Source organism: Erwinia papayae, from assembly GCF_058241465.1.
In genome coordinates this window covers 1,462,092-1,482,809 of sequence record NZ_JBZCHT010000009.1, presented here as the reverse complement: position 1 = coordinate 1,482,809, position 20,718 = coordinate 1,462,092, and the positions used below count along the sequence as shown (strand labels likewise).

The window sequence follows — 20,718 nt, the reverse complement described above, 5'->3', positions numbered from 1 at the left end:
CTGGTTTACCGCGTAAAGGAGAATGAGATGGGCAGGTTGAGAACGGGAGTCGTCGGGCTGGGTGCCATCGCACAGAAGGCCTGGCTGCCGGTGGTGACCCGGACAGAGGGCTGGCAGATGTCGGGGGCGTTTTCGCCGGACCAGCAAAAAGCCGCCAGAATTTGCGACAGCTATCGCATCCCGCTTTTTTCCTCGCTGGAACAACTGGCCGCCGCCAGTGATGCGGTATTTGTCCACACCTCCACCGCCAGCCATTTTGCCGTGGTAAAACAGCTGCTGCTGGCGGGCGTCGATGTCTGCGTCGATAAACCGCTGGCGGAAAGCCTCGAGCAGGCGGAACAGTTGGTGGAACTGGCGCGGCGCAAGGGGCGCAAACTGATGGTGGCGTTCAACCGCCGTTTCGCGCCACGCTACCTGCAACTGAAGGCGGAGCTGCATGAGCTGGCCTCACTGCGCATGGAGAAACATCGCTGTGACAGCGTGGGCCCACAGGATCTCTTTTTTACCTTACTGGATGACTATCTGCACGTCGTGGACACCGCGCTGTGGCTCGGTGGCGGCGCGTCTGACTTGCAAAGTGGCAGCCTGCTAACCACCGATGCAGGTGAAATGCTCTACGCCGAGCACCATTTCCGTCACGGCGACAGCCTGATAACCACCAGTATGCACCGCCGGGCAGGCAGCCAGGGAGAAACCGTGCGGGCGGTGGCCGATGGCAGCCTGTGGCAGGTCGATGAAATGCGTGATTTTCAGCAGGAGACGGCAGGGCAGTTGATTATCGACCCGCCGCCCGCCTGGCAAACTACCCTGCAACAACGTGGATTTGCCGGTGTGGTGCGGCATTTTATCGACTGCGCTGCCAATCAGACCGAGCCGCAAACGTCCGGCGAACAGGCGCTGATGGCACAGCGCGTGGTGGAAAAACTCTGGCGCGACAGCCGGGGTGAATAACGCTGTAACAATCGGCTGTGGTTATTTCCTTGCATATCAGTAGACTGTGCCCCTTGCGCCTTTGTGAGAAGGGGCAACGAACCCTAAAACTGCACCTATGTTGTCGTAACAATCAGGAAACGCATGAACCTGTTGAAATCACTGGCAGCGGTCAGCTCAATGACCCTGTTTTCTCGCGTGCTGGGATTTGCCCGCGACGCCATTGTGGCGAGAGTTTTTGGCGCAGGGATGGCAACGGATGCCTTCTTTGTGGCGTTCAAACTGCCTAACCTGCTGCGTCGCATCTTTGCTGAAGGGGCATTTTCTCAGGCGTTTGTCCCCATCCTCGCGGAATACAAAAGCAAGCAGGGAGAGGAGGCCACGCGAATATTTGTCTCCTATGTCGCCGGATTACTGACGCTGGCCCTGGCGGTGATCACCCTCGCCGGGATGTTTGCTGCGCCCTGGGTGATTCTGGTTACCGCGCCAGGATTTGCCGACACGGCGGACAAATTTGCGCTGACCTCCTCGTTGCTGCGGGTGACCTTTCCTTATATTCTGCTGATCTCGCTGGCGTCTCTGGCCGGCGCGATCCTCAATACCTGGAACCGTTTCTCGGTGCCCGCTTTTGCGCCGACGCTGCTTAACGTCAGCATGATCGGTTTTGCCCTGTTTGCCGCACCGCACTTTCATCCCCCGGTGATGGCGCTGGCGTGGGCGGTGGTGGCTGGTGGCGTATTGCAACTGGGTTATCAGTTACCGCATCTGAAAAAAATTGGCATGTTAGTGCTGCCGCGCATCAATCTGAAGGATGCAGGCGTATGGCGGGTGATGCGGCAGATGGGACCGGCGATTCTTGGCGTGTCGGTTAGCCAGATCTCACTGATTATCAATACGATTTTTGCCTCCTTTCTGGTTTCCGGCTCGGTGTCCTGGATGTATTACGCCGACCGTCTGATGGAGTTTCCTTCCGGCGTACTGGGCGTGGCGCTGGGCACCATCCTGTTGCCGTCACTGGCGAAAAGCTTCGCCAGCGGCAATCATGCGGAGTACAACCGCCTGATGGACTGGGGGTTGCGCCTCAGTTTCCTGCTGGCGCTGCCCAGTGCCGTGGCGCTGGGTATTCTGGCGAAACCGCTGACCGTCTCCCTGTTTCAGTACGGCAAATTTACCGCCTTTGATGCATCGATGACGCAACGTGCGCTGGTGGCTTACTCGGTTGGGCTGATGGGACTGATTGTGGTAAAAATTCTCGCGCCTGGCTTCTATTCCCGTCAGAACATTAAAACACCGGTCAAAATCGCCCTTTTTACGCTGCTGATGACGCAGCTGATGAACCTGAGCTTTATCGGGCCGCTGAAACATGCCGGGCTGTCGCTGTCGATTGGTCTGGCGGCCTGTCTTAACGCCCTGATGCTGTACTGGCAGCTGCGCAGGCAAAAGATCTACCAGCCAGAGCCTGGCTGGTTCAGTTTCCTGTCACGCCTGATTATTGCCGTGTTGGTGATGGCGGCGGTGCTGGTGGGATTGATGTGGATAATGCCTGACTGGGCAGAGGGCAATATGCTGTGGCGGTTGACTCGCCTGGCGGCGGTCTGTGCAGCGGGTGGGGCTGCCTATTTTGCTGTGCTGGCGCTGCTGGGATTCCGCCTGCGCGATTTCGCCCGCACCACGGTGCTGTAATGGCAATCAGCCCGGCAATCTTGTATTGCAGGGCAAGCTCAGCGGCCGGTAACAGCGTACCGGTCGGGGGAATAAAAGGGCGGCGTCAGACCTTACGGCTGATAAAGGCGCTTGAGGTAGCCTGACCGTCCGGGCCATAAAATTTCTGCGTCTGATGCGGACGCAATACCTGCAACGCCTGGTCAGTAAAGCTGATTTGGTGATTCAGTAACAGCCCATTGTGCAGATTGGTGTCACGCAGCTTCATGGTCTGCTCCTGAATGGCAGCCCAGCGACGCGACAGTTCGCTGTGTCGGCTGTAAGGCGCATGGAAGCCAGCGTCTTTTTCAGCGTCGCGGCGCATCTGCTCAAGAAAGTTGAGCGTTGCCAGCAGGGAGTTTTTATCTTCGGTAATGCGTTGCAGTAAGCTGCTGTTGATCTGGCCGCCTGAGAGCTGTTGCTGCTCTGATGTCATTACGTCGGCCAGACTTGCCAGCACTTCCAGCATCTTATCAAGGGCGGTCAGCAGCTTATTCATTTACTCAGTTACCTTCCAGAGAATCTTTCGCCTGCTGAATCAGGGCATCAGCGATTTTGCCGGTGTCCATTTTCAGTTCGCCATTACGAATAGCGGTTTTCAGCTGTTCCACGCGCGCGGTGTTAATATCCTGCGAACTGGATTTAGTCAGCTGTGACTGGGCACCACTCAGCACAACCTGAGAAGCGGTGGTGGTGGCAGTCGCTTTGCTCTCAACCTGACGTGTTTTCGGTGCAGAGGTGTCGGCGGTATCACGGCTCTGAACGGTACTGGCTGGATTCAATGGTTGAGTTCTGTCAATGCTCATATCTGACTCCTGTAAGCTCAGGCAAATTGTCACCTGGAAAATAAGTATATTGCGTCTGTTATTTATTCTATCGGCAGAACTAAGGCTATCTTTAGCCCTTTATAGCGTTATAAGAATATTCCCATCCGCAGCCACTTTTCCGCTGACAATCTGCCCTGAATTCATGCGCACCCGTACCGGCTGTGTCGAGGTCGCATTATTCATCGCCCGACCCTCGCTGGAGATATTAAACCCTTCCCCGCTGGCGATGACCGTCACGTTTTGTCCCGCCTTCACCCGCCACGGCTGGCGAACCATCATCAGGGTTACCGGCTGGCCCGGTACGATATCCCGCAGCGTCACCGCATCGGTCACTTCAGCGGCCGTCATCACCGTGCGGGCGGGCAGGGTATCCAGACGACCGCGCTGGACCTTCAGATCGGCAGCGGCGATCGCTGAACCGCGTGCAACCTGACGGGCTGCGACGATGTAGTTGCCGGTCACCTGCACTTCAATCTGCAAATAGCGGCGGTTCTGCCCACAGTTGGCGGCGACGCTCATGTTGCCCCACATGCGGCTGTTGCCGGGCAGGGAAAATTGCGGCGTGTCGCAGGCAGGCCACTGCGTCTGAGGGGTTTTCACCACCACCACCAGGGTATCGGCATTCTGGCCGCTTTCTCCATACCGCATTTTAAAAAACTGATTCAACTGATCCGTCAGTGAAGTGGCACTGGCCGACAGCGTGACCAGGCTCAGCAGCCCGGAAATCAGCAAAGTAAACCCACGCATCGTCTTCTTCCCCCCTTTATCAGATGGCATCGATTCTACTCGTGAGTCTGCCTGGTCAAGGCGCAAATTAGCGACGCTTTTTAGCGCTATTCCGTCGATAGCAGTTTGCCTCCCGCGATTATGCTGTCAGCTCTGAATGCTCACTATGCGGAGGAAGCATGCTCGACAAACTCGACGCCGCACTGCGGTTTAATACCGAAGCGTTGAACCTGCGCGCCCAACGGCAGGAGGTTCTTGCGTCCAACATCGCCAACGCGGACACCCCCGGCTATCAGGCACGCGATATCGATTTCGCCAGCCAGCTGAACAAGGTGATGGAGCAGGGGCGCGCGCAGGGTTCGGGCCTGCAACTGGCGGTGACATCCGATCGCCACATTCCGGCGGAGTCCAGCCAGGCAGCGTCGATGGACCTGATGTACCGGGTTCCTGACCAGCCGTCTGCTGACGGCAACACCGTCGATATGGACCGCGAACGTACCCAGTTTGCGGATAACAGCCTGAAATACCAGACCGATCTGACCGTCATCAGCGGCCAGATCAAGAGCATGATGTCCGTGCTACAGGGGCAATAATTTATGGCACTGATGAGTATTTTTGATATTGCCGGTTCAGCAATGAACGCCCAGTCACAGCGTCTGAACGTGGCGGCCAGTAACCTGGCCAACGCCGACAGCGTGACCGGACCTGACGGACAGCCTTACGTGGCAAAGCAGGTGGTTTTCCAGACCGCTGCTGAGTCAGGTTCTGCTACCGGCGGTGTCCGTGTGGCGCAGGTGGTGGACGATCCGACCCCGGCAAAACTGGTCTACGAACCAGGCAACCCGATGGCCGATGCCAAAGGTTACGTGAAGATGCCTAACGTCGATGTGGTCAGTGAAACGGTGAACACCATGTCCGCTTCACGCAGCTACCAGGCCAACGTCGAGGTGTTGAACACCGTTAAACAAATGATGATGAAAACCCTGACGATGGGTCAATAAGGAGCTGCCTGATGAGTATTGCAGTAGGCGTTAATGAATCCACAGACAACACGGCGATTACCACCACGTCGTCGACCACCGACACCACGGCGGCCGACCTGCAAAGTAACTTCCTGACCCTGCTGGTCACGCAGTTAAAGAACCAGGACCCGACGAATCCGATGGATAACAGCCAGTTAACCACCCAGCTGGCGCAGATCAATACCCTCAGCGGTATTGAAAAACTGAACACCACGCTGGGATCGATCTCCGGTCAGATCAACAGCAGCCAGACGCTACAGGCATCCACGCTGGTGGGGCACGGGGTGATGGTTGATGGCTCGCAGGTGCTGGTTGGCACCAGCAGCGGCAGCACCTCCACCACGCCGTTTGGCGTCAGCCTGGAGCAGGCGTCCACCAGCACCACGGCCACTATCAGTGACTCGTCCGGCAAGGTGGTGCAGACCATCAATCTGGGCGCGCTCAGTGCGGGTGTTCACACGTTCTCCTGGGATGGTTCTGAGGCTGACGGCACCACGGCCACCGATGGAAAATACAGCGTAGCGATCAGCGCCAGCAACGCCAGCGGACAGCTGGTGGCGCAGCCACTGAACTATGCACTGGTTAACGGGGTAACTAACGACACCAGCGGTGCCGTTCTGGACCTCGGCACGATGGGAACCACCACCGTCGCGAATGTTCGTCAGATTATATAAATAACCCCTTTTCAGGAGACTACACATGGCATTTTCCCAGGCAGTGAGTGGCTTAAACGCCGCCGCCAGCAACCTTGACGTTATCGGCAACAACATCGCCAACTCGGCGACCGTTGGTTTTAAATCTGCCAGCGTCTCTTTCGCCGATATGTTCGCCGACTCGAAAGTGGGTCTGGGAACCAAAGTGGCGGCGGTGACGCAGGATTTCAGTGACGGAACCACCACCTCTACCAGCCGTGGCCTTGACGTGGCGATCAGCCAGTCCGGCTTTTTCCGCCTGGCTGACACCAGCGGTGCGGTTTACTACAGCCGTAACGGCCAGTTCACGCTGGATTCAGACCGTAATATCGTTAACTCCGATGGTCTGAAACTGACCGGCTACCCGGCAACCGGTACGCCGCCAACCGTGCAGACCGGTGCGAACCCGGTGGCGCTGAGCATCCCAACCACCGCGATGCCGGCAAAAGCCACCACCACTGCGGCGATCACCGCTAACCTGAACTCAACGGATACCGTGCCAACCACCACGCCGTTTGATTCAACCAATACCGCGACCTACAACAGCAAAGCGTCCATGACCACCTATGACTCGCTGGGTAACGCGCACACGATCAACCTGTACTTTGTCAAAGGTGCCACCGACAGCACCACCGACCCGACTAACCCGACCACTACCTGGAACGTGCAGGCTGTGGACTCGAGCACCGGTGCCAGTGCGGGCAGCTGGGATATGACCTTTAACAGCAGCGGTCAGCTGACCTCCACCGCTACCCAGACGATCAGCATGGCCACGCTGAACGGTTCTTCTCCGAGCACCTTCGCGCTGGATCTGACCGGCAGTCAGCAGCAGAACACCGGCACCGATACCTTCGGCAACCCAACGCAGAACGGTTACAAGCCAGGCGACCTGACCAGCTACCAGATCAATGACGACGGCACCGTGGTCGGCAACTACTCCAACGAACAGACCCAGACGCTGGGACAGATTGCGCTGGCTAACTTTGCCAACCCGGAAGGGCTGAAATCTGAAGGTAACAACGTCTGGTCAGCCACCGCCTCTTCCGGACAGGCGCTGGTCGGTCTGGCGGGCACCGGTAACCTCGGCACCCTGACGGCAGGCGCGGTGGAGTCTTCCAACGTTGACCTGAGTAAAGAGCTGGTGAACATGATCGTGGCGCAGCGTAACTATCAGTCTAACGCCCAGACCATCAAAACCCAGGACCAGATCCTCAACACCCTGGTCAACCTGCGTTAACCTGGCTAACAGGGGAGTCAAATGGATCACGCGATATATACCGCAATGGGGGCTGCCAGTCAGACCCTCGATCAGCAGGCAGTGACGGCAAGCAACCTTGCCAACGCCTCCACGCCGGGTTTCCGTGCGCAGCTTAATGCGCTGCGTGCGGTGCCGGTGGAAGGGCTGTCGCTGCCCACCCGCACGCTGGTGACGGCGTCCACCCCTGGTGCCGATATGACGCCCGGGGCAATGGACTATACCGAGCGCCCACTGGATGTCGCCGTTCGTCAGGATGGCTGGCTGGCAGTGCAGGCGGCAGATGGCACAGAGGCCTATACCCGCAACGGTAACATGGAACTCAACCCGGCCGGACAGCTCACCATCCAGGGCAACCTGGTGATGGGCGACGGCGGGCCGATTGCCGTGCCGCAAGGGGCGCAGGTGACCATCGCGGCTGACGGTTCGATTACCGCGTTGAATGCAGGCGACGCCCCTAATGCCACAGTTCAGTTGGGTCGTCTGAAACTGGTGAAAGCCACCGGTTCAGAAGTGACGCGCGGTGATGACGGCTTGTTCCGTCTCACCGCCAGCGCCCAGGCGCAGCGTGGTGCCGTGTTGCAAAACGATCCCACCGTTCAGGTTATGCCTGGCGTGCTGGAGGGAAGCAACGTCAATTCAACGCAAACCATGGTTGACATGATTGCAAACTCACGCCGCTTTGAGATGCAGATGAAAGTGATCTCCAGCGTCGATGACAATGAACAACGCGCTAACCAGCTGCTGTCAATGAGCTGAGGACAGAGGAAAACCCAATGATTCGCTCTTTATGGATTGCCAAAACCGGTCTTGACGCCCAGCAAACTAATATGGACGTCATCTCCAACAACCTGGCTAACGTCAGCACCAACGGCTTTAAACGCCAGCGTGCCGTATTTGAAGATTTGATGTACCAGACCATTCGTCAGCCCGGCGCGCAGTCGTCCGAGCAGACCACTTTACCCTCCGGGATGCAGTTAGGTACGGGTACGCGTCCGGTAGCTACGGAACGTCTGCACACCCAGGGCAACCTGAACAAAACCGACTCCTCAAAAGACGTGGCGATCAGCGGCCAGGGTTATTTTCAGGTGCAGATGCCTGATGGCACCACCGCTTACACCCGTGACGGTTCATTTCAGACTGACCAGAACGGTCAGCTGGTCACTAATGCTGGCTTCCCGGTGCAGCCGGCCATCACTATCCCGGCTAACGCCCTGAGCATGACCATCGGTCGTGACGGTGTGGTCAGCGTTACCCAGCAGGGCCAGACCGCTGCGGTTCAGGTTGGTCAGCTGACGCTAAGCACCTTTATTAACGATGCCGGTCTGGAAAGCATGGGTGAAAACCTTTACCAGGAAACCCAGGCCTCCGGTGCACCGACCGACAGCACGCCGGGTAACAACGGCGCGGGGCTGCTCTATCAGGGCTATGTTGAAACCTCTAACGTTAACGTGGCGGAAGAGCTGGTCAGTATGATCCAGACCCAGCGTGCCTACGAGATCAACAGTAAGGCAATCAGCACCTCCGATCAGATGCTGGCGAAATTAACTCAGCTGTAACAGTAAAAGCCGGGTTCGCCCGGCGCTAATGACAAGAACTTTTTTATTAAGGTCGTGATTCCATGGCGCAGCAAATCTCAATGCCTGGACGTTTGTTGGTAGCCACGTTGCTCCTGACGCTTAACGGTTGTGCTTTAGTTCCCCGTAAACCGTTGGTCGAAGGATCGACAACGGCCGAACCGCTGCCTGCGTCACCGCAGGTGGTTAACGGTTCCATTTTTCAGGGCATCATGCCGATGAACTAAGGCTATCAGCCGCTGTTTGAAGACAGACGCCCACGCAATATTGGCGATACGCTGACCATTACCCTCCAGGAAAACGTCAGCGCCAGTAAAAGTTCTACCGCGTCGGCCGGACGCGATGGCAGCGCCACGGCGGGCCTGACGGCGGTCCCCAGCGCGATGGCTGGTCTGCTGGGTGGCGACAAAGCCACCGTTGACGGCAGCGGCAAGAATACTTTTGCAGGTAAGGGTGGCGCGACGGCGAATAACACCTTTACCGGCACCATCACCGTTACCGTGAATCAGGTTCTGCCCAACGGCAACCTGAAAGTGGTCGGTGAAAAACAGATTGAGATTAACCAGGGCACCGAATTCATCCGCTTTTCGGGCGTGGTCAACCCACGCACTATCAGCGGCAGCAACAGCGTGATTTCGACCCAGGTGGCGGATGCCCGCATTGAATACATCGGCAACGGTTATATCAATGAGGCACAGACGATGGGCTGGCTGCAACGGTTCTTCCTGAACCTGTCACCATTCTGAGAGGCGATAATGCGTAGACTTCTTCAACTCACCCTGCTGCTGCTGGCGACCGTCAGCTCACTGGCCTGGGCCGATCGCATCCGCGATTTGACCACCGTGGGTGGCGTGCGGGATAACTCCCTGATCGGTTACGGGCTGGTGGTGGGACTGGACGGCTCCGGTGACCAGACCACCCAGACGCCGTTTACCACCCAGAGTCTGAACAACATGCTGTCACAACTGGGGATCACCGTCCCCAGCGGCACCAATATGCAGCTGAAAAACGTTGCGGCAGTGATGGTCACCGCCAAACTGCCGGCGTTTGGCCGTCAGGGCCAGGTGATTGACGTGGTGGTCTCCTCCATGGGTAATGCCAAAAGCCTGCGCGGCGGAACGCTGCTGATGACGCCTTTAAAAGGGGTTGATAATCAGGTCTACGCGCTGGCGCAGGGCAACATTCTGGTGGGGGGCGCGGGTGCGTCAGCCGGTGGCAGCAGCGTGACCGTTAATCAGGTAAACGGCGGACGGATCACCGGTGGTGCCACCATCGAGCGTGAACTGGCCAGTAATTTTGGTACTTCCAACGTCATCAACCTGTTCCTTAATGAAGAAGACTTCAGCATGGCGCAGCGCATTGCTGATGCGATCAACGCCCGCTATGGCTCGGCGCAGGCGCTGGATGGCCGTACCGTACAGGTGCGGGTTTCTGCCAACGGCACCTCTCAGGTGCGGTTACTGGCGGAGATTCAGGACATTGACGTCTCGGTTCCGCTTCAGGATGCCAAAGTCATTATCAACTCGCGTACCGGCTCGGTGGTGATGAATCGCGAAGTGATGCTCAGCAGCTGTGCCATCGCGCAGGGTAACCTGTCGGTCACCGTTAATCAGTCACAGAACGTCAGTCAGCCCAATACGCCGTTTGGCGGCGGGCAGACGGTGGTAACCCCGCAAACCCAGATCGATATGCGTCAGAGCGGCGGCTCGCTGCAAAGCGTTAATGCCAGCGCCAACCTGAACAGCGTGGTGCGTGCCCTGAATGCGCTGGGGGCATCGCCTATCGACCTGATGTCCATTTTACAGGCGATGCAGAGTGCAGGCTGTCTGCACGCCAAACTGGAAATAATCTGATGGGTGATTCTCAATCTCTGATGAGTGCGGCTTACGACAGCCGCTCACTGAACAACCTGAAACGTCAGGCCAGCAGCGACCCGAAAGCACACGCAAGGGAAGTAGCAAAGCAGGTGGAAGGGATGTTTGTACAGATGATGTTAAAAAGCATGCGTGACGCGCTGCCGCAGGATGGCCTGCTCAGCACCGAGCAAACGCGCCTGTATACCTCAATGTACGATCAGCAGATTGGGCAGCAGATTGCCGCGAAAGGACTCGGACTGGCCGACATGATGGTCAAACAGATGGAACAGGCCACCACGCCCGATGAAAAAGCGGGCACCGTGCCGATGCTGCTGGATAAGAACTTTATTAATACTCTGCCGCCGCTGGCGATGGAGCAGCTGGTACGCAAAGCGGTGCCACGCCTGCCGGCTGCTGATACCCCGCTCAGCGGTGACAGCAGCGATTTTATTGCGCAGCTGTCGCAACCTGCGCAGCAGGCCAGTGCGGAAAGCGGTATCCCGCACCACCTGATCCTCGCCCAGGCGGCGCTGGAATCAGGCTGGGGACAGCGGCAGATCCGCACCGCAGATGGCAAGCCAAGCTACAACATTTTTGGTATCAAAGCCTCCGGCAACTGGCAGGGGAAAACCACCGAAATCACCACCACCGAATATGAAAACGGCGTGGCGAAAAAAGTGAAGGCCACCTTCCGCGTTTACGACTCTTATTTCGACGCGCTGAACGACTACGTCAGACTGATTGGTAACAACCCTCGTTACGCGGCGGTCACCACGGCGTCAACGCCGGAGCAGGGCGCAAAAGCCTTACAGGCGGCCGGTTATGCCACCGATCCTAACTACGCGCACAAACTGGTGGGGATGATCCAACAGTTCAAATCCATGGGCGAGAAAGTGGTGAAAGCCTATAGCCAGGATATTGGCGATTTGTTCTGATTAAACGATGTGCTGAGACGCCCATTTTTTCGGTTTTTTCGCTCAAGTTTATCGCGTCTGAACCGATAACGATAAGAGGCCGGATTTGTGTTAAAGCAGACCGGCACCGATTTTAATGCCGGCCCGTGCTGTCAGGGTAAAAAAGGAACCGACATGTCTAACTTAATCAATACCGCGTTAAGCGGGATAAACGCCGCCTCGGCAGCGTTGAATACCACCAGTAACAACATCAGTAACTACAGCGTTGCCGGCTATTCACGTCAGACCACGGTCCTTGCCCAGGCCAACAGCACGCTGAGCGGAACCAATTACTACGGTAACGGGGTGTCGGTAGCCAGCGTCAACCGTGAATATGATGCGTTTATTACCAACCAGCTGCGCGCGGCGAGCACCAGTTCCAGCGCACTGACCACGCAGTATTCACAGCTGTCAAACATCGACGATATGTTCTCCAGCTCCACCAACACCCTGTCGACCAACATGCAGGACTTCTTCGCCTCGCTGCAAACGCTGGTCAGTAATGCCGATGACTCCTCATCGCGTCAGGCGGTACTGGGCAAAGCGGATGGGCTGGTCAACCAGTTCCAGGTGACAGATACCTATCTGAAAAATCTCGACAGCAGCCTGAACACCTCAATCAGTTCGACGGTGGACCAGGTTAACGGCTATGCCAAACAGATTGCCAACATCAACCAACAGATCACCAAGCTGAAGGGCGCGGGTGACGGCAGTGCGCCTAATGCACTGCTCGATCAGCGCGATCAGCTGGTCAGTAAACTTAACGATCTGGTCGGCGTTACCGTCAGTCAGCAGGATGGTGGCAGCTACAACGTCAGCATTGGTAACGGTATCAGCCTGGTGCAGGGCGACAGCTATAACCAGCTGGCGGCGGTGGCCTCCAGCGCCGATCCGACCCGCACCACCATCGCGACGGTGGATGCTTCTACCGGTGCTAAAACTGAAATTCCGGAAAAACTGATCACCACCGGTTCTCTTGGGGGGCTGCTGGCCTTCCGGACCGATCTGGACAACACCCGCAACCAACTGGGGCAACTGGCATTAGGCCTGGCCAGCAGCTTTAACACCCAGCACGAGGCAGGTTACGACAGCAACGGTGATGCCGGTGAGGCCTTCTTCAATTATGGCAGCCCGTCGGTTACCACCAACACCAGCAACAAAGGCACCGCGTCGATGACGGCGACGGTTACCGATGCCAGTGCGGTGCAGGCTTCCAACTACAAAGTGAGTTATGACGGCACCAACTGGAACGTCACCCGCCTGTCGGATAACGCGTCCGTAACGGCCACCTCTGGCACCGACAGCTCCGGCAATGCCACCCTGAGTTTTGATGGATTACAGCTGACGCTGGGTGGTACGCCAGCCAGCAAAGACAGCTTCCTGGTGAAGCCGGTTGCTGATGTGATCAGCAATATGAGCGTAAATATTACCGATGAAGCTAAACTTGCTGCCGCCGGTGCCGATGATGGTGTCAGTGACAACACCAACGCCCAGTCACTGCTGAATCTACAGACCAAAAAAGTGATTACCGGTAACAGCACCCTGACGCAGGCTTATGCCAGCATGGTGGCGGATATTGGTAACAAAACCAGCACGCTGGAAACCACCAGCACCACGCAGACCAACGTGGTGACGCAGCTGACCAATCAGCAGCAATCTGTTTCCGGCGTAAACCTGGATGAAGAATACGGTAACCTGACCCGCTATCAGCAGTACTACACTGCCAATGCCCAGGTGATCCAGACCGCCAGCACGATCTTTAACGCACTGATCACTGCGGTCAGCTAAGGATAAGGAGTTAACTATGCGTCTCAGTACTTCGATGATCTACGATCAGCAGATGCGGGGTATCTCAACCTCCCAGGCCAGCTGGCTGAAAGTGGGTGAGCAGCTGTCATCTGGCAAGCGTGTGGTCAACCCGTCTGACGATCCGGTTGCTGCCGCGCAGGCGGTGGTGTTGTCACAGGCTCAGGCCCAGACCAGCCAGTACAAAACTGCCCGTGGCTTTGCCACCACCAGCATTTCGGAAGAAGAGAACAACCTGCAACATGTCACCAGTACCATCCAGGATGCGCAGACCATCGTGGTTGCCGCCGCTAACGGCACGCTTTCTGATGATGACCGCGCCTCTTACGCGTCGCAGCTGACCGGTCTGCGTGACCAGTTGCTCAACCTTGCCAACTCGACCGATGGCAACGGACGCTATCTGTTTGCCGGTTACAAGACCAATACCGCGCCTTTTACCCAGGATTCCAGCGGCAATGTCACCTACACCGGCGGCACCACCGCCATCACCCAGCAGGTGGATTCCAGCCGCACCATGGTGACCAGCCACACCGGCGATCAGGTGTTTATGGCCCTGACCAGCAATGCCAAAGCCGAACCCGATGGCAGCGCCAGTGAAGCGAATATCTTCACCACGCTGAATACGGCAATTAACGCGCTGAACACGCCGATTGCCAGCGCTGACGATGCTGCGGTGCAGGCTTCGTCCGATGCGCTGGACAAGACTAACCGTGGCCTGAGCAACTCGCTGAACAACGTGCTGAAAGTGCGTTCAGAACTGGGAACGCAGCTGAATGAGCTGAGCAATCTGGATGCAAAAGGGGACTCCACGCTGGTCAATCAGACCACGCAGATGAGTAACCTGGTGGATGTCGATTACACCAGCGCTATCTCCTCTTACACCATGCAGCAGACGGCGCTTCAGGCGTCGTACAAGGTGTTCACTGACATGTCATCCATGTCACTGTTTAAACTGAACGCCTGATCATTTTTGTTTTTGAACGTGCTTAAACCGGGTACGTTTAGTTTCCCCGTCACCAGCCTAACCTGCTGTTGACGGGTTTTTTTTGGGCTGTTTTCAGCCGGTGTCGACGCTTGCGAGAAAAACGGGGGCGAGGCGGTAAGAGTCCGTGAAAGGAATATCTTTGACAGAGGTGACTATTTACCAATGCTGATAAATTTCTGGTTTTTAAATCCGTTTTATTTTATGAAAAAAAGGCGGTGAATGCATATTGGTTGTAATTGATGTGTTATTAACATGCCAAAGTAAAATATAAATAACTTTGTTTTTTTCAACGTAATTGTTATCGAAATGATTGGTTTTTTATTTTCAGTCATTGCCAGTCTGACGTTAAATGTTTCATGAGAATCATTTTTCATCCGGTTTATTGATTAAAAAAATGGACCTGTCAGGAATGTTTTTTATTTTTCATCTTTTGTGTTGTTTTATTAATATCTGGTATTACGATTGTTAAAATTATCAGTATTATTATTTAAAGGATTAGCCCGGAGTCAGTTTTTATTACCTGATAGCATCAGCGTCACTGTTTTCTTGTTCTTTTAGAAGACTTCCCATCACCATCCGAAGATTCTTTTCACACTCCTTCAGGCAGTAAACATAGGTTTTCAGTTCCGGGAAAGAGCGGTCAATACTGTAGTTAAAATCGGTGTTAAGACAGTGTTTATTTTTATAAAACGACACCATTGATTCGCTGATCAGACCGACTGCATCGCCGCTACTAATCAGAAAAAGATAGTTATCAATATCATCAACGATAATCACCTGGGCTGCGGGGCAGGCGGTGAGGATCTTCATGTGGGCCGTTTTAATGTAGTGTTCATGGAAGCCGTTACGGGGAATGATAATCGGGATTTTTTTCATATCGCTGATTTGGTAACGTTCAATCCCCTTTGCCAGCAAATAACATACCGGCTCACTGTAGAACTCCATCGAACTTAGCCCATTTTCGGTTATCTCCCGGTGAGAAATAACCGCCTGAATTTCACCTGAGAGCAGGGATTCCAGCGAGTTTGTCGCATCACTGGAACAGTAAGAAACCGACTCTGTTTTCTTCCTTTTTTTTATTAATATGTTGAACAAAAAATGATTCAGATTCTCGACTCCAATCATCAGACTCCTTTTAAGGTTCAGGCTGTTGGTTTTCTGGGAAAAGCTGGGTTCGATTTCAGATATTTTCATGTAGTGAGGCATTATCTTTTCATACAGCTCGAGACCCTTTTTCGTCAGGGTAAAATCATGGTCGGTGCGTGAAAATAGTTTATATCCCAGTTCGTCTTCGAAGAGCTTTATTCTTCTTGATATTGGTGATGAGGTGACAAAAAGAATTTCGGACGCTTTTTTGAGCGATTTTTCTTTCGCCAGAACAATAAAGCATTTCAGATTAGATGAAACAAACATACTGCCTCCTGGTGGGGGTATTTAGCGTCAACTTAAATCAGTTGAAATATAACACACTACAGAATTGTCTGAACGGGATTAATCCTAAGATTTTCTGATATTTATCAGTGTTTTCATCATGATACTATTTTTTAAATGACATTTTTAATTTTTAAACTTGTGCGTTTTTTATCATCTGCATAAGCTGCGCGAAGATTCCAGTGGTGACAACATGAGTTAACAGTACCAGAGATTAAAATAGTATGAAACAGGAGATGAAATCTGAGGCGGTATATTTTATTTTTCATTGAGGTATGTTCTCTTATTTATTTTTTTATGGTGGGTAAAAATAAATATTTTTATCTGTAACCCTGGGATATGGAATAATTCTGAGCAGCCTCGCACTGTGATTAACCCTTTTCATCTTAACACGATGGTCAGTAACATTTCGGCCCAGATGAAATGGCTAATTTCCCCCCGACTGAAAGCAGGGTGAACAATCATCTTAAGATGAACGGCGCAGTTGCACAGTGAAAGAAAAAGAATAAAAAAGAACCAATGCAAAATACAGATAAGGTTTTTTCAGGTGTTATAACTTCATCAGTCCATGATTGTCTTCTCCTCATTGCAGATAAAAAGATCGTCTGATTTTAAGGCCTGCCAGGCACCAGAGATAAATGGGCCGGGGTTATTTACTCTTCTTTTAACCGGCCTGCGCCAGTCATATTTTGATTTGCCATTTAAATATTTTTCACGCATGTAATTTGTCTGTTAAAACTCACAGCCTTCTTCTTAACAACAGCCCTGAGCTGTTTTTTATCCACAAATAAAAATCTCTTTATGCTTATTTTAATGAGCTTAATTTGATTGTCTCATTTTGAATTGATATTCATGACGATACCCTCATGTCTCCTGTTTATATTAAATCCCGATAATGATCATCTGTTTCAGTCAGTTACCAAAAAATCATTTCATTACGGCAATTATTGAAATTGAATGTGTCCTTTGTATGGTTAGTATTAATTGCATAAGAGTTTTCAGGAAGAAATTATTTTTCTGAGAAAAGTAAACAACATCGTGAAATTCACGATGTTTCTGGTTAATTCAATACTACAAGCGGAGTGGTTATGTCTGAGAGAGGAAATTCACTACAGAGTGGTGATAATAAAATTGTATTGGGTTTCTGGCACAACTGGCCATCAACAGGTGGTCAGGAATACAGAATGGGCAGCTTTACCGAAATGACCCTGTCTGAAATTCCCGTGCAGTACAATGTGATTGCCGTGTCTTTTATGAAAGTGCTGGATGTTGGCGATCGTATTCCGGACTTCAAACCCTATAAAGGGTCTGAGGCTGAATTCCGTCATCAGATTGATCTGGTCCATGCCCAGGGGCGTAAAGTGCTTATTTCTCTGGGGGGCGCAGATGCGCATATTGAACTGAGTCATGATGATGAAGACGCACTGGTAGAGCGTATTATTGCGCTTACTAATCAGTATGATTTCGACGGGCTGGATATTGACCTCGAACAGGCGGCGATCACTGCAGCTGATAACCAGACGGTTATTCCTGCTGCGTTAAGAAAAGTAAAAGATCATTTTTGGCAGCAGGGAAAATACTTCACCATCAGCATGGCTCCGGAGTTTCCCTATCTGACTCAGGGGGGGCATTACAGTCCCTATATTAAAAACCTGGAAGGTTATTACGATTATGTCGCGCCACAATATTATAATCAGGGCGGCGATGGACTATGGATCGATGGTGTCGGCTGGCTGGCACAAAATAATGATGCGCAGAAAGCGGATTTCCTGTTTTACCTGACTGAAAGCCTGGTCACCGGCACCCGCAATTTTATTAAAATCCCGCACGATAAATTTATTATCGGTCTGCCGACCAATAATGATGCGGCGGCGACAGGCTATGTGGTCGATCCGCAGGATGTGTACAGTGCGCTCGACCGTCTGGACGCGGCCGGTTTGCCGATTCGTGGCCTGATGACCTGGTCCGTCAACTGGGATGCGGGCGTGACTGCGCAGGGACAACCTTACAACTGGGAGTTTATCAACCGTTACGGTTATCTTGCTGGTGACGGCACTGTACCGCAACCCTCTCCACAGCCGGATCCGGCACCACAGCCAGAACCTTCGCCACAGCCGGATCCGGCACCAGAGCCAGAACCGTCGCCACAGCCGGACGAACTGCCGCAATGGCGAGCCGGTGTCCGCTACAATGATAACGATCGGGTCAGCTGGCAATCACAGAATTACCTCTGTGTCATGCAGCACGATTCCAATCTGTTCTGGTCGCCTGACGTGGCGCATTCACTCTGGCAGCCTGCATTGCGAACCGCTCTGCGTCCAGGCGCTGTAGCGGATGCCTTCACCCAAAGCGGCACGCCCGCATTGCGTCATGGTCATATCGCCACACCGGCATCCCGCGCCTGGTTTGCATGGCGCAAAGGCCAGCTGAATGCCGGACAGCTTAATCAGCGTGAAGCAGGTAAATTCTTCCCGCAAACTGCCCGTGGCCTGGCCGATGTGGTTGCGCCAACCGATTCCACCAATGCACTGCCGCCGCCTGATGGCAGAATTGCCAGTGCCAATCAGGGCGATGGCCTGTTCCTTGATGAACCAGGCACACACTGGGAAAAACATACCGTGTCCTCCGCCTCGCTGTTGCAGTTTACCTGGACCTATACCGCTCCGCACTCCACCCGACGCTGGAACTATTTCATCACCCGGGAAGACTGGGATCCGCAACTGCCGCTGAGTCGTGCCCAGTTTGAAGAGACGCCATTCTTCAAAGTGGAGTTTACTGAACAGCCATTCTGGAGCTATGGTTCCCTGCTGCGTCCATCCGGTCCAAGTGTACACGAGGTTCCTCTGCCGGTGCGCAGTGGCTACCACGTTCTGCTGGCAGTCTGGGAAGTGGCGGACACCGGTAATGCCTTCTATCAGGTTATCGACCTCGATTTTGTCGGCGGTGAAAATCCGGGTGATACAGGCCCTGTTTCCCCGGCGGGTCTGCATGCCAGCCATGTCACCAGTGATTCGGTATCCCTGGCCTGGAATGCGTCAGTCACGGCGGGAGCCTCTTACCGCCTTTATCGCAATAACACCCTGATCTACAGTGGTTCATCGCTGTCGTTCACCGACAGCGGGCTGGAGGAAAATACCGCTTACACCTATGCGGTCAGCGCGGTCAATCGGGCCGGGGTGGAATCAGCTCGGAGTCAGGAAATGATTATCAGCACCCTTGCTGCGGCTGTGCCGGGCACCACGCCGCCAACGGCACCTTCTCACCTGCACAGTATGGCGGAGACCGTCACCAGCATTTCGCTGATGTGGGGCGCGTCCGATGCCAGCAATCCGTTACAGCACTATCTGATTTACCGTGAAGGTTATGAAATCGCTCGTGTACCTGCATCGCAACTGCGTTATACCGATGTCGGCCTGTCAGCGGAAACCACGTACCGTTACTTTGTCGCCGCGCTGGATTCACGGGATCTGCTCTCTGTACCCAGTAATGTTCTGTCGGTCACCACCAGCAGTGCTGGCGGCAGTGACAGCGGGGGAGACAGCGGCGGTGGTGACAGTGGTCTCTATCCGCAGTGGACGCTGGGCACATTCTATGCCACGGGGGCGAATGTCAGCCACGCAGGTAAAAACTGGCGTTGTCTGCAAGCGCATACCGCCTGGGTACAGGACTGGGCACCTGGTGAAGCACCCGCACTCTGGGCAGAAATTCGCTAAGCCTGAATGGAGATAGTGAAACTGGCCAGAGGGAGCTGGTCAGTTTCAGAGCCTGGCCCATCAGGATTGTTTTACCTGCCATTCTCAATCCGGGCAGTGCCCGAAATCCTCACGTACGAGCTGTACGCTCCGGTTTCTGCGCGCTGCCCTTGTCCGGACTGGCTGCGACAATAACGCCTGGTGGGACCTCTTAATATCTTTTATTTCGCCATAACAGCAAGAAGCTGTCCCGGCAGAGGTAACTGTTGCGGATTATTCAGAATGTCATTCATTTCCCGCTACCGGAGGCGAATGCCAGACTCTGTCTGACCGGATATTCAGATACGCTGACGGCACAGTTTTTTATTATTTCTGACCAGAAATTGGGTTGAATTAATCAGAGGTGCCAATGGTTTCCCTCTATGACACTATTTTGCAGCATTGCTCAATATGGGCGGTGGCTTATTTACCGACGCTGTTCTCGGCATTATCTGCGCTTTGTATCGCCTTTTTTATGGGGGTATATGACCGCAGAAAACCCTAGGAAATTATGGCCGGTCCTTTTGTCTGCGCCATATTTACCCTGGCTATTTCGGGGTCGCTGGAATATCTCGGTCTGCCTGATAACGCGGTAAATCTGGTCGGCGGCATTATCGGTTTTATTGGTGTGGATAAATTACGTTACCTCGTCGAAGGGAAATTATTTAATCGCTTTGGAGTGACAAAAAATGAAAATCAGTGATAACGGTATTGCCTTTATTAAAAAGGAAGAGGGAGAGAAACTGCACGCCTATCTTGATGTGGCGGGTATTCCGACCATTGGCGTCGGTCATACCGGTGAGGTAAATGGCATGCCGATTGCCCGAAATACCCATATCACCGCAGAAAAATCGACCGAGCTGCTGAAAAAAGATTTAGCGACGGCGGAAAGAGCGATTGAAAAGAATATCACCGCGCTACTGTCTCAGAATCAATATGATGCACTGTGCAGCCTTATTTTTAATATCGGTGCAGGTGCCTTTGCCGGTTCATCAGTGAAAAGAAAACTTAACGCCTGGGATTATCAGGGAGCGGCAGACGCTTTTCTGTTGTGGAAGCGAGCAGGTAAAGCGCTGGATATCTTGCTGCCGCGCCGCGAAAGAGAGCGCCAGCTGTTTCTCTCCTGAAAAGGCGTGTCAGATAAGCAGAAGAAAAAAGAATAATAAGAAGATAATCCGGAGGCCGTAGCGCTTCCGTTACCAGTCCCGTCGCCGACGGGTTTTTTT

Annotated in this window: 20 protein-coding genes and 1 pseudogene; 16 read left to right on the top strand and 5 right to left on the bottom strand. The window is 53.8% G+C overall.

Going from position 1 to position 20,718, the window contains the following annotated elements; translation table 11 throughout:
* The first annotated feature begins 27 nt into the window (after positions 1 to 27).
* Together AC3RPL_RS11785 and murJ are read left to right on the top strand one after the other, a co-directional pair.
* Entirely contained in the window at positions 28 to 951 is a 924-nt protein-coding gene (locus tag AC3RPL_RS11785; RefSeq protein WP_490740154.1) for a Gfo/Idh/MocA family protein, read from the top strand.
* A 123-nt stretch (positions 952 to 1,074) separates the two neighbouring features.
* Positions 1,075 to 2,613, top strand: coding sequence for a murein biosynthesis integral membrane protein MurJ (murJ, locus tag AC3RPL_RS11780; protein WP_490740153.1), 1,539 nt, complete (start codon positions 1,075 to 1,077; stop codon positions 2,611 to 2,613).
* A gap of 85 nt (positions 2,614 to 2,698) precedes the next feature.
* Here the strand turns inward: murJ and flgN are convergent, their stop codons facing one another.
* The 3 genes from flgN to flgA all read right to left on the bottom strand — a co-directional run bounded on the left by flgN (position 2,699) and on the right by flgA (position 4,205).
* The gene (gene flgN, locus AC3RPL_RS11775; protein WP_034939102.1) at positions 2,699 to 3,130 is read right to left on the bottom strand and encodes a flagellar export chaperone FlgN; all 432 of its coding nucleotides are present in this window, start codon (positions 3,128 to 3,130) and stop codon (positions 2,699 to 2,701) included.
* A 4-nt stretch (positions 3,131 to 3,134) separates the two neighbouring features.
* Positions 3,135 to 3,437 carry a flagellar biosynthesis anti-sigma factor FlgM gene (gene flgM, locus AC3RPL_RS11770; protein ID WP_490740152.1) on the bottom strand — a complete coding sequence of 101 codons (303 nt, stop codon included), beginning with the start codon at positions 3,435 to 3,437 and terminating at the stop codon, positions 3,135 to 3,137.
* A gap of 99 nt (positions 3,438 to 3,536) precedes the next feature.
* Positions 3,537 to 4,205 (bottom strand): flagellar basal body P-ring formation chaperone FlgA, encoded by a 669-nt coding sequence (gene flgA, locus AC3RPL_RS11765; protein ID WP_490740151.1) that lies wholly within the window; start codon positions 4,203 to 4,205, stop codon positions 3,537 to 3,539.
* A gap of 158 nt (positions 4,206 to 4,363) precedes the next feature.
* Here flgA and flgB point away from each other — a divergent pair, with 158 nt between their 5' ends.
* From flgB to flgL, 11 genes and pseudogenes are all read left to right on the top strand, one after another.
* The gene (flgB, locus tag AC3RPL_RS11760; protein ID WP_034939108.1) at positions 4,364 to 4,777 is read left to right on the top strand and encodes a flagellar basal body rod protein FlgB; all 414 of its coding nucleotides are present in this window, start codon (positions 4,364 to 4,366) and stop codon (positions 4,775 to 4,777) included.
* A gap of 3 nt (positions 4,778 to 4,780) precedes the next feature.
* Positions 4,781 to 5,185, top strand: a complete 405-nt coding sequence (flgC, locus tag AC3RPL_RS11755) for a flagellar basal body rod protein FlgC (protein ID WP_016189529.1) — start codon at positions 4,781 to 4,783, stop codon at positions 5,183 to 5,185.
* A gap of 11 nt (positions 5,186 to 5,196) precedes the next feature.
* On the top strand, positions 5,197 to 5,880 hold the full coding sequence (gene flgD, locus AC3RPL_RS11750) for a flagellar hook assembly protein FlgD (RefSeq protein WP_261640807.1): 684 nt from the start codon (positions 5,197 to 5,199) through the stop codon (positions 5,878 to 5,880).
* Positions 5,881 to 5,905: 25 nt separating this feature from the next.
* Complete coding sequence (flgE, locus tag AC3RPL_RS11745) at positions 5,906 to 7,135, top strand: flagellar hook protein FlgE (protein WP_034939116.1); 1,230 nt, start codon at positions 5,906 to 5,908, stop codon at positions 7,133 to 7,135.
* A 21-nt stretch (positions 7,136 to 7,156) separates the two neighbouring features.
* Positions 7,157 to 7,912 carry a flagellar basal body rod protein FlgF gene (locus AC3RPL_RS11740; protein ID WP_490740150.1) on the top strand — a complete coding sequence of 252 codons (756 nt, stop codon included), beginning with the start codon at positions 7,157 to 7,159 and terminating at the stop codon, positions 7,910 to 7,912.
* A 17-nt stretch (positions 7,913 to 7,929) separates the two neighbouring features.
* A complete protein-coding gene (gene flgG, locus AC3RPL_RS11735) occupies positions 7,930 to 8,712 on the top strand; it encodes a flagellar basal-body rod protein FlgG (protein WP_034939121.1) in 783 nt (260 codons plus the stop codon).
* A gap of 62 nt (positions 8,713 to 8,774) precedes the next feature.
* A pseudogene (locus AC3RPL_RS11730) lies at positions 8,775 to 9,476 on the top strand (flagellar basal body L-ring protein FlgH).
* Positions 9,477 to 9,485: 9 nt separating this feature from the next.
* Entirely contained in the window at positions 9,486 to 10,583 is a 1,098-nt protein-coding gene (locus tag AC3RPL_RS11725; protein WP_261640804.1) for a flagellar basal body P-ring protein FlgI, read from the top strand.
* A complete protein-coding gene (gene flgJ, locus AC3RPL_RS11720) occupies positions 10,583 to 11,521 on the top strand; it encodes a flagellar assembly peptidoglycan hydrolase FlgJ (protein WP_034939129.1) in 939 nt (312 codons plus the stop codon). Before AC3RPL_RS11725 ends, flgJ begins: the two co-directional genes overlap by 1 nt.
* Before the next feature lie 153 nt (positions 11,522 to 11,674).
* Complete coding sequence (gene flgK, locus AC3RPL_RS11715; protein ID WP_034939211.1) at positions 11,675 to 13,327, top strand: flagellar hook-associated protein FlgK; 1,653 nt, start codon at positions 11,675 to 11,677, stop codon at positions 13,325 to 13,327.
* Positions 13,328 to 13,343: 16 nt separating this feature from the next.
* On the top strand, positions 13,344 to 14,309 hold the full coding sequence (gene flgL / locus AC3RPL_RS11710) for a flagellar hook-associated protein FlgL (RefSeq protein WP_261640803.1): 966 nt from the start codon (positions 13,344 to 13,346) through the stop codon (positions 14,307 to 14,309).
* Between the two features lie 537 nt (positions 14,310 to 14,846).
* Here the strand turns inward: flgL and AC3RPL_RS11705 are convergent.
* On the bottom strand, positions 14,847 to 15,743 hold the full coding sequence (locus AC3RPL_RS11705) for a LysR family transcriptional regulator (protein ID WP_490740149.1): 897 nt from the start codon (positions 15,741 to 15,743) through the stop codon (positions 14,847 to 14,849).
* Positions 15,744 to 16,322: 579 nt separating this feature from the next.
* Positions 16,323 to 16,481, bottom strand: coding sequence for a hypothetical protein (locus AC3RPL_RS11700; RefSeq protein WP_490740148.1), 159 nt, complete (start codon positions 16,479 to 16,481; stop codon positions 16,323 to 16,325).
* A gap of 368 nt (positions 16,482 to 16,849) precedes the next feature.
* Between AC3RPL_RS11700 and AC3RPL_RS11695 the strand changes: the two genes are divergently transcribed.
* From AC3RPL_RS11695 to AC3RPL_RS11685, 3 genes are all read left to right on the top strand, one after another.
* Positions 16,850 to 19,474 carry a lytic polysaccharide monooxygenase gene (locus AC3RPL_RS11695; protein ID WP_490740147.1) on the top strand — a complete coding sequence of 875 codons (2,625 nt, stop codon included), beginning with the start codon at positions 16,850 to 16,852 and terminating at the stop codon, positions 19,472 to 19,474.
* A gap of 529 nt (positions 19,475 to 20,003) precedes the next feature.
* A complete protein-coding gene (locus tag AC3RPL_RS11690) occupies positions 20,004 to 20,195 on the top strand; it encodes a phage holin family protein (RefSeq protein WP_490740146.1) in 192 nt (63 codons plus the stop codon).
* On the top strand, positions 20,182 to 20,619 hold the full coding sequence (locus AC3RPL_RS11685; protein WP_490740145.1) for a lysozyme: 438 nt from the start codon (positions 20,182 to 20,184) through the stop codon (positions 20,617 to 20,619). The genes AC3RPL_RS11690 and AC3RPL_RS11685 overlap by 14 nt, the downstream gene beginning before the upstream one ends.
* The last annotated feature ends 99 nt before the right edge of the window (positions 20,620 to 20,718 follow it).